We start from the raw sequence: 8,546 nt of genomic DNA on the forward strand, positions 1-8,546 counted from the left end.
CGCCGGAACGCCGTGTTCGTGATGCCGGCCATGGGAGCGAGCACGACCGGGGCGTCGAGTTCGATGTTGCCGATGCGGAGCGTCCGCGTCGGAGCCAAAGCCGTATTCACTGTCTCATTCTCCCAGACGGTCGTACGCGGCGGTGCCCGCCCCCGCAAGAGTCGGGAACGGGCACCGGTGTGCAGAAGGCGTCACGCGTCGGCGGTCTCCACGGACTCGCGGCGTTCTCCCCAGACCTGACGGGCGATCTGGGTGAAGGCCTCGACCGGCTGCGCGCCGCTGACGCCGTACTTGCCGTCGATGACGAAGAAGGGCACGCCCGAGATGCCGAACTGGCGGGCCTGCTCCTGGTCGGCGCGGACGGCCGCACGGAATCGCTGCGACGACAGCGCCTCGCGGGCGGCATCCTCGTCCAGACCCGCCTCGACGGCCAGGGCGACCAGGTCGTCGTCGCGACCCACGTGCTTGCCCTCGAGGAAGTAGGCCGACATCAGGATCTCGGCCAGCTCGAGCTGGCGACCGTTCTCCTTCGCGAAGTGCAGCAGCTCGTGCGCCTTGACCGTGTTCGTGTGCTGGAGGATGTCGAAGCGGTACGCGAGCCCCGCCTCGGCGGCCACGCCGGTGACGCGGTCGAGCATCTCGCGGGCCTGCTCGGGCGAGATGCCCTTGTGCTGCGACAGGTAGTCCACCTCGCCGCCGTGGAAGTCCTCGGGGGTGTCGGGTGAGAGCTCGAACGAGTGGTACTCGATCTCGACGACGGGTGCGTCGTCGTCGGCGGCCGTGGCGGCCAGGCCGTTCTCGAGGTTGCGCTTGCCGATGTAGCACCAGGGGCAGGCGATGTCACTCCACACGTCGATCTTGATGGCATCCGTCATATCGCGTGCAACTCCTTCGATCGTGGATCTATTCCGCCGGCGGCATCCGTCACGCCGTCGGGGCGTCGACCGCGCCGCCGAACCGCCGATCGCGCGAGAGATACAGCCCGATCGCATCCCATAGATGCGTGCGGCGGAAGTCGGGCCAGAGCGTGTCGAGGAACACCATCTCGGCGTACGCCGACTCCCACAGCAGGAAGTTCGAGGTGCGCTGCTCGCCGCTCGAGCGGACGAACAGATCCACGTCGGGCATGTCGGGTTGGTAGAGGTTCTTGCGGATGAGCTTCTCGGTCACGGCCGAGGGCTTGAGCCGCCCCGCGGCGATGTCGTCGCCGATGCGGCGCATGGCATCCACGATCTCGACGCGGCCCCCGTAGTTCACGCACATCGTCAGCGTGAGCGTGGAGTTCGTCTCGGTCAGCTTCTCGGCATGCTGGAGCTCTTTGATGACCGAACCCCACAAGCGCGGCTTGCGGCCCGACCACCGGATGCGCACGCCCCACTCGTTCAGCTGGTCGCGGCGGCGGTGCAGCACCTCGCGGTTGAAGCCCATGAGGAAGCGCACCTCGTCAGGCGAGCGCGACCAGTTCTCGGTCGAGAAGGCGTAGACCGACAGGTGCTTCACCCCGGCCTGGATCGCGCCGGCGACGACGTCGAGCAGAGCAGCCTCTCCCGCGCGGTGCCCCTCGACACGGGTGAGTCCCTGGCGGTTGGCCCACCGGCCGTTGCCGTCCATGACGATCGCGACATGCTCCGGCACGGCGCCCTTGGGATACGTGGGCGGGTACTCCCCCGTCCAATCCAGGGGGCGGTACGGCACGGCGTCGCGGTGTGTGAACGGCTTGGGTGTCATCGATGCGACTCCAGGTGCGAGAGCGAACGGATGCCCCGTTCGAGGTGGAACTGGGCGTAGGCGGCGACCAGGCCCGAGGCGGCGGCCACGGTGCGACCGGGAGCATCGTCGATCGTGTCCCACTCCCCCGCCATGAGGGCGCGGAGCATGTCGACCGTCTCGCGTGCGACGCGCGGAGACCCCGCGGGGGCGCAGGTCGAGCAGACGACCCCGCCGAGCTGCGGGAGGAAGTACGGGTGATCGCCGATCGTGCCGCACCGCGCGCACTCGGTCAGGCCGGGCGCCCAGCCCGACAGCGCCATCGCGCGCAGCAGGTACGAGTCCAGCACGCTGCGTTCGGAGTGCTCGCCCCGGGCGAGCGCGCGCAGGCCGCCCACCAGCAGCAGGTACTGCTGCGGTGTGGCCTCGGCCTCGTTGAGCCGGTCGGCGGTCTCGACCATCGCGCTGGCGGTGGTGTACCGGTCGTAGTTGACGACGATGTCGGCGCCGTACGCGCCGAGCGACTCGGCCTGTTGCACGATGTCGAGGTTGCGTCCCTTGAACAGCTGCACGTCGGCGACCATGAACGGTTCGAGGCGCGACCCGAACTTCGACGAGGTGCGGCGCACGCCCTTCGCCACCGCGCGGATCTTGCCGTTGCGGCGGCTGAGGAGGGTGAGGATGCGGTCCGCCTCCCCCAGTTTGTGGGTACGCAGGACCACGACTTCGTCGCGGTAGGTGGGCACAGTCCATTATCGGCCCGGCTGCCCGAGAGCGGCCTGCGCGCCGCGCCCGTCCCCGCCGGCGCGGATCGCGTTCATCCGTCGGAGTCGCGGGGCGGGGGTGGCCTCGAGGGGGGCGCAAATGCACATGGGCCCCACTGCTCGTGCAGATGAACAACGCCTGCCCGGTCGGCGAGTCCGGCCCGCGCCGGACAGAATGGATGCCGTGGACACCCCGACCTTCGTCATCCCGCTGTGGGCGGACCTCACCGCCGTCGCGCTCGGCGGCGTGCAGGGGGCGCTGTTCGCCTCGGGATTCCAGGGGCAGCGACGCCTGGACCTGCTCGGGGTCGCGATCATCGGCATCCTGCTCGGAATGGGCGGCGGTCTCATCCGCGACCTGCTGCTCGGCCTCACACCGGCCACGCTGCAGAGCAACTGGTACCTGATCACGGCCACCCTCGCCTCGATCGTGGGGATGCTGCTGTCGGGGATCTTCCAACGCCTCAATCGGGCGATCGTCATGCTCGACGCGGTCGTGATCGGTCTGTTCGGCGCCTTCGGCACGTCCAAGGCCCTGGCCCTGGGGATGCCCGCGGTGCCCGCCATCTTCGTCGGCGTCCTGGCCGCGGCCGGCGGCAGCGTGCTGCGCGATGTGCTGATGGGGCTTCCGGTCGCGATCATGCACGTGGGCTCGCTCTACGCCGTGGCGGCGGGTGGCGGATGCGCTGTGCTGGCGACGACCGCCGCCTTCGGCGTGCCGCTGCCGGTCGCCGCGGTGATCGGTGTCGTGGTGACGACCGTCATCCGCGTGCTCGCGGTGCTGTTCGACCTGTCGCTGCCCGAGCAGCGCAAGCTCTACCGCCGTAAGGTCGCGGTCGAGACGACCGGCATCCCGATCATCCGCGTCGAGGACTGACCGCGCGCGGTGCCGAGATCTGTCGCCTCGCGCGCGCTCGAGGCGACAACTCCTGGCGACTCAGGCGTCGAGGATGACCTCGTCGCCGACCCGGATCGTGCCGCCCTCGGCGACGGGCAGCAGCAGGATGCCGAGGGTCGGTTCGGACTGACCGAACTCCGTCGTCAGCACGCGCAGCAGACGTGCGTCGCGCGCGCCGGTGTCGGGGTTCGCGGTGATCGCCGCGCACCGCTCGATCGGCTTCTGCACCTCGAACTCCACGTCGCCGATGCGCACCCGCCCGGACCAGCCGAGCTCTTCCCACGCGCCGGTACCCGAGACGACGATGTTCGAGCGGAAGCGCCGGTCGTCGACGGGCGCCTCGACCGCGGCATCCAGGTCGGCGACCGAAGCCGCTCCGTGCAGTGAGACGAACCCCTGCGGACGGTCCTGGAAACGCGCCGTACGGCCGTCGCCGAGAAGACCCAGGGGCAGGATGCCGTCGGCCTCGAGCAGTCGGGCATCGCCGGTGGTCCGCAGGTAGGCGGTGACGGCCTCGGCGAGCCGCGTACGACCCGCCTCGCTCAGGTCGGCGGTCACGTCGAGGTCGTCGACGCGCAGCCGCAGGGTCCGCGCCTCGTCGTCGAACGCGAGGTCGACGCGCGCGAGCGAGGGGAAGGTCATGAGCGCGAGACCGCGACTCTTGGGGTAGGTGGCGTCCTCGGGCTCGACCGCGTCCGCGAAGCGGAAGACGAGCGAACGGTCGCCCTGCACCCGCCCGTCGGGCTGGATCACGAGGCTGTCGCGCCGTTCGGGCGTGAAGCCCTTCACCGGGTAGCGGAAGAGGGCGTCGATGCGGATCACGTGTTCATCCTGGCATCCGCGCCGTTCCGGGAGCGTCGAAGCGCCGCCGCCCGACGGGGACGGCGGCGCCTCGGAGCAGTCAGACGCCGGCGAGAGCGGACGAGGCCTGGCGCGTGCGGATCGCGCGGTTCACACCCGACACGATCGCCTTGAGCGATGCGGTCGAGATGTCGCCGTCGATGCCGACGCCCCACAGGCGCTGATCGTCGACCTGCAGTTCGACGTAGGCCGCGGCCTGCGCGTCGCCACCGGAGCTGAGGGCGTGCTCGACGTAGTCGTACAGCGTGACGTCGAAGCCCTGCGAGCGCACGATCTCGAGGAACGCGGCCACCGGGCCGTTGCCCACTGCCGAGGCCGGGTGGGTGGTGTCGCCGTCGCGCAGCGAGACATCGAGGTGCACATCGCCCGACATGTCGCTCGACGAGCGGGTCGACAGCAGCTCGAAGCGGCCCCAGCGCTGATCGTCGTCCTTCGACGGCAGATACTCGTCGGTGAAGATGTCCCAGATCTGAGCGCTCGACACCTCGCCTCCCTCGGCGTCGGTACGGGCCTGCACGACGCCCGAGAACTCGATCTGGAGCTTGCGCGGCAGGTCGATCGCGTGGTCGGCCTTCAGCAGGTACGCGACGCCTCCCTTGCCCGACTGCGAGTTCACGCGGATGACGGCCTCGTACGAACGCCCCAGGTCCTTCGGGTCGATCGGCAGGTACGGCACCGCCCACTCGATCTCGTCGACGGTCTTGCCCTCGGCGGCCGCGCGGGCCTCCATGGCCTCGAAGCCCTTCTTGATGGCATCCTGATGCGAACCGCTGAACGCGGTGAAGACCAGGTCGCCGGCCCAGGGGCTGCGCTCGGGCACGGGCAGCTGGTTGCAGTACTCGACGGTGCGCTTGACCTGGTCGATGTCGCTGAAGTCGATCTGCGGGTCGATGCCCTGCGTCAGCAGGTTGATCCCCAGTGCGACCAGGTCGACGTTGCCGGTGCGCTCGCCGTTTCCGAACAGGCACCCCTCGATGCGATCGGCGCCGGCCATGTAGCCCAGCTCCGCCGCCGCGACGGCGGTGCCGCGGTCGTTGTGCGGGTGCAGCGAGAGGATGACGTTCTCGCGGTGGTTCAGATGACGCGACATCCACTCGATCGAGTCGGCGTACACGTTGGGCGTGGCCATCTCGACGGTGGCCGGCAGGTTCAGGATGACCTTGCGCTCGGGCGTCGGCTGGAACACCTCGAGCACCTCGTTGCAGATGCGCAGCGCGAACTCGAGCTCGGTGCCGGTGTAGCTCTCGGGCGAGTACTCGTAGAACACCTGCGTCTCGGGGATCGTCGCCTCGTACTTCTTGCACAGGCGCGCGCCCTCGAGGGCGATGTCGACGATGCCCTGCTCGTCGGTGCGGAACACGACCTCGCGCTGCAGCACGGAGGTCGAGTTGTACAGGTGCACGATCGCCTGCTTCGCGCCGGCGATCGCCTCGTACGTGCGGGCGATCAGGTGCTCTCGCGCCTGCGTCAGCACCTGGATCGTGACGTCGTCGGGGATGAGGTCGTCGTCGATCAGCTGGCGGACGAAGTCGAAGTCGGTCTGGCTCGCGCTCGGGAACCCGACCTCGATCTCCTTGTAGCCCATCTTCACCAGCAGGTCGAACATGACGCGCTTGCGCTCGGGGCTCATCGGATCGATCAGGGCCTGATTGCCGTCGCGCAGGTCGACGGCGCACCAGCGCGGCGCGACCTCGATGCGCTTCGACGGCCACGTGCGGTCGGGCAGCTCGACCCGGATCTGCTCGTGGAAGGGACGGTACTTGTGCACCGGAGCGGACGTGGGCTTCTGCGTGTTCTTCATGATGTGTCGCTTCTTTAGATTCGTTCGGTGGGGCCGACGACGATCTCCGCGACGAGGAAGGCCCTTAGAACGAGGACTCGTCGCGGCAGCTAAGAAGAAGCAGGCCACCGAAGCGCATTCTGCGATCGTAGCAGCCCCGTGCCGCGGCATCCGTCCACCGCGGACCGGCGGTCACCGCGTTCACCCCGCGGGCGTGTCCCATTCGCGCGCGAGGACGGCGTAGACGAGCAGGTCGCTCCACCGGCCCTTGAACCAGTCCTCCTCGACGAAGTGGGCCTCGCGCCGCATGCCGAGCCGCTCGGCCAGGGCGACCGAACGGGCGTTGTCGGGATCGATCCGGGCCACCAACCGGCGCAATCCGTACACCTCGAACGCGGTATCGATCAGCGCCCGCACGGCCTCGGTGGCGAGCCCCCGACCGGATGCCGCCGGGCTCATCACCCAGCCGATCTCGGCGGAGCCCGCGGCGACATCGACGTGGAAGAGCACGAGGTCGCCGATCACGACGTCGTCGTCGAGGCGCTCCACCGCGAGCATGACGCCGCCGTTCTCGCCCTCCAGCGTCGTCCGCCCCATGAGGGCTCCGTTGCGTCGACGGATGTCGTCGGCGGTCTGCGGATCGAAGGGCAGGTAGCGGCAGACCTCGGCGTCGCCGCGGTAGGCGGCCATGGCGTCGAGATCGCGCTCCTCGAAGGGGCGCAGCCGCACGCGCTCCCGCCTCACGTCGAGACGGTCGGGTGCGGGCTTGAGCGAGAACGGCGGTGTGCTCACGGCAGCAGGGCGACCTTGCCGCCCGGGTGACCCTCCATGACGAAGCGAACGGCCTCGACGGCGTCGGCGAGCGGATAGGTGCGCGCCACGGGCACTTCGAGGACCCCGGATGCCGCGAGCTCGAGCACGCGGGCGCGGGCGATGTCGCGGAAGCGGGCGCTCTCGGGCCGGGCCCCGGCGATCCAGAGCACACCGTCCTTCTTCGCACGTTCGGGATCGACGATCGTCACGATGCGGTCGCGTTCGGAGACGAGGGCGAGGGAGACGTCGAAAGCCTCGCCGGTGCCGGCGGCGTCCCACGCGGCGACGATGGCGACCCCGTCGGCCGCCTCTTCGACCCGCTCCCGCAGACCGTCGCCGTAGGCCACCGGGATGCCGCCGTAGCGACGCACACGAGCGGCGGAGTCCTCGGCATCCGGTCCCACCGTCCCGATCACGCGCACGCCGAGCTCGCGCGCCTGCTGCAGCAGGCTGACGCCCACCGCGCCGGAGGCGGCGTGCAGCAGGACGGTGTCGCCGGCCGCGACGCGGGTGACCTGGATCATCTCGGCCGCGGTCGTGCCCGCGAGCAGGAGGTTCGCCGCCTCGGGGTGCGAGAGGGGCGCGGGTTTGGCGAAGACGTCCCGGGCGGGAACGGTGATGTCGGTCGCGTAAGCGCCCTGCACCCGGAAGGCCACGACCTCGTCGCCGATAGTCAGCTCACCGGATCCTCCGACGGCGTCGGGGCCGATCGCGGTGATCTCCCCCGACAGCTCGTAGCCGATCGGGACGGGGAACTCGGCACCGGGGCGGGCGGTCGCGACGTGCTTCGCGTCGGCCGGGTTGACCCCCGCGGCACGGACGCGGATCGAGACCTCGCCCGCTCCGGGCGCGGACATCTCGACCTCGTCGAAGCTCCACCGATCGATGGGCCCGGGTTCCGGAGCCGTCCACCTCTTCGCCATGCTCACGCCTTTCGTCCTGGATGCGGGGGTCGTGGCCGAGCGTAGTCCTCGGCGTCGGCGAATCGGTGGGGCTGGTCAGAAGCCGAGCCGACCGAGTTGCTTGGGGTCACGCTGCCATTCCTTCGCGACGCGCACGTGCAGCGACAGATAGACGCGCCCACCGACGAGAGGCTCGATGCCGGCGCGGGCGCGCGCCCCGACATCGGCGAGGCGTGATCCCTTTTTTCCGATGATGATCGCCTTCTGGCTGTCGCGCTCGACGACGATATTGGCGTAGACATCGGTCAGATCGCTGTCCTCGCGCGCGGCCACGTCATCGACGGTCACCGCGATCGAGTGGGGCAGCTCGTCGCGGACGCCGTGAAGGGCGGCCTCTCGGATGATCTCGGCGATACGGTCCTCGAGCGTCTCGTCGGTGACGACGTCGTCGGCATAGAGAGCCGGGCCCTCGGGCATGAGCGCCAACAGTTCGTCGCTCAGCACGTCGAGCTGGTCATTGGTCACGGCCGACAGCGGGATCACCGCGGCCCAGTCCTCGCGCAGGGCGTCGACCTCGACGAGGCGCTCGGTGATCTGGTCGCGCGTGGCCGCGTCGGTCTTGGTGACCAGGGCGACCTTCTTGGCGCGCGGGTAGCCCGAGAGGGACTCGGCGATCCGTCGATCGCCGGGGCCGACCTTCTCGGTCGCGGGCGCGCAGAACGCGATCACGTCGACATCGCCGAGCACCTGCTCGACGAGGTCGTTCAGGCGCTGCCCGAGCAGGGTGCGCGGGCGATGGATGCCGGGGGTGTCGACCACCA

The 8,546-nt window shown here is 69.8% G+C and carries 9 protein-coding genes; 1 reads left to right on the forward strand and 8 read right to left on the reverse strand.

The features are described 5' to 3' along the window. Nucleotides 1-191 precede the first annotated feature (191 nt). The 3 genes from QZ433_RS01600 to recO are packed head-to-tail and all read right to left on the reverse strand — an operon-like array spanning nt 192 to nt 2,453. Nucleotides 192-875, reverse strand: a complete 684-nt coding sequence (locus QZ433_RS01600; RefSeq protein ID WP_295779697.1) for a DsbA family oxidoreductase — start codon at nt 873-875, stop codon at nt 192-194. A gap of 49 nt (nt 876-924) precedes the next feature. Then, nucleotides 925-1,728, reverse strand: coding sequence for an isoprenyl transferase (locus QZ433_RS01605; protein ID WP_295779698.1), 804 nt, complete (start codon nt 1,726-1,728; stop codon nt 925-927). Continuing rightward, nucleotides 1,725-2,453 carry a DNA repair protein RecO gene (gene recO, locus QZ433_RS01610; protein ID WP_295779699.1) on the reverse strand — a complete coding sequence of 243 codons (729 nt, stop codon included), beginning with the start codon at nt 2,451-2,453 and terminating at the stop codon, nt 1,725-1,727. The genes QZ433_RS01605 and recO overlap by 4 nt, the downstream gene beginning before the upstream one ends. Before the next feature lie 202 nt (nt 2,454-2,655). Between recO and QZ433_RS01615 the strand changes: the two genes are divergently transcribed. Continuing rightward, the gene (locus QZ433_RS01615; protein WP_295779700.1) at nt 2,656-3,348 is read left to right on the forward strand and encodes a TRIC cation channel family protein; all 693 of its coding nucleotides are present in this window, start codon (nt 2,656-2,658) and stop codon (nt 3,346-3,348) included. Nucleotides 3,349-3,408: 60 nt separating this feature from the next. Here the strand turns inward: QZ433_RS01615 and QZ433_RS01620 are convergent, their stop codons facing one another. From QZ433_RS01620 to era, 5 genes are all read right to left on the reverse strand, one after another. Beyond that, on the reverse strand, nt 3,409-4,191 hold the full coding sequence (locus QZ433_RS01620; protein WP_295779701.1) for an MOSC domain-containing protein: 783 nt from the start codon (nt 4,189-4,191) through the stop codon (nt 3,409-3,411). A 79-nt stretch (nt 4,192-4,270) separates the two neighbouring features. Further along, nucleotides 4,271-6,031, reverse strand: a complete 1,761-nt coding sequence (gene leuA, locus QZ433_RS01625) for a 2-isopropylmalate synthase (RefSeq protein ID WP_295779702.1) — start codon at nt 6,029-6,031, stop codon at nt 4,271-4,273. Between the two features lie 180 nt (nt 6,032-6,211). Then, nucleotides 6,212-6,802 (reverse strand): GNAT family protein, encoded by a 591-nt coding sequence (locus QZ433_RS01630; protein WP_295779703.1) that lies wholly within the window; start codon nt 6,800-6,802, stop codon nt 6,212-6,214. Next, nucleotides 6,799-7,746: an NADP-dependent oxidoreductase gene (locus QZ433_RS01635; RefSeq protein ID WP_295779704.1), complete on the reverse strand. Its 948-nt coding sequence runs from the start codon at nt 7,744-7,746 to the stop codon at nt 6,799-6,801. The genes QZ433_RS01630 and QZ433_RS01635 overlap by 4 nt, the downstream gene beginning before the upstream one ends. A 75-nt stretch (nt 7,747-7,821) precedes the next feature. Beyond that, nucleotides 7,822-8,546 (reverse strand): GTPase Era (era, locus tag QZ433_RS01640; protein WP_295779705.1); only part of this gene is annotated, 725 nt, incomplete at its 5' end.

The organism is uncultured Microbacterium sp., assembly GCF_913776565.1.
Classification (GTDB): domain Bacteria; phylum Actinomycetota; class Actinomycetes; order Actinomycetales; family Microbacteriaceae; genus Microbacterium.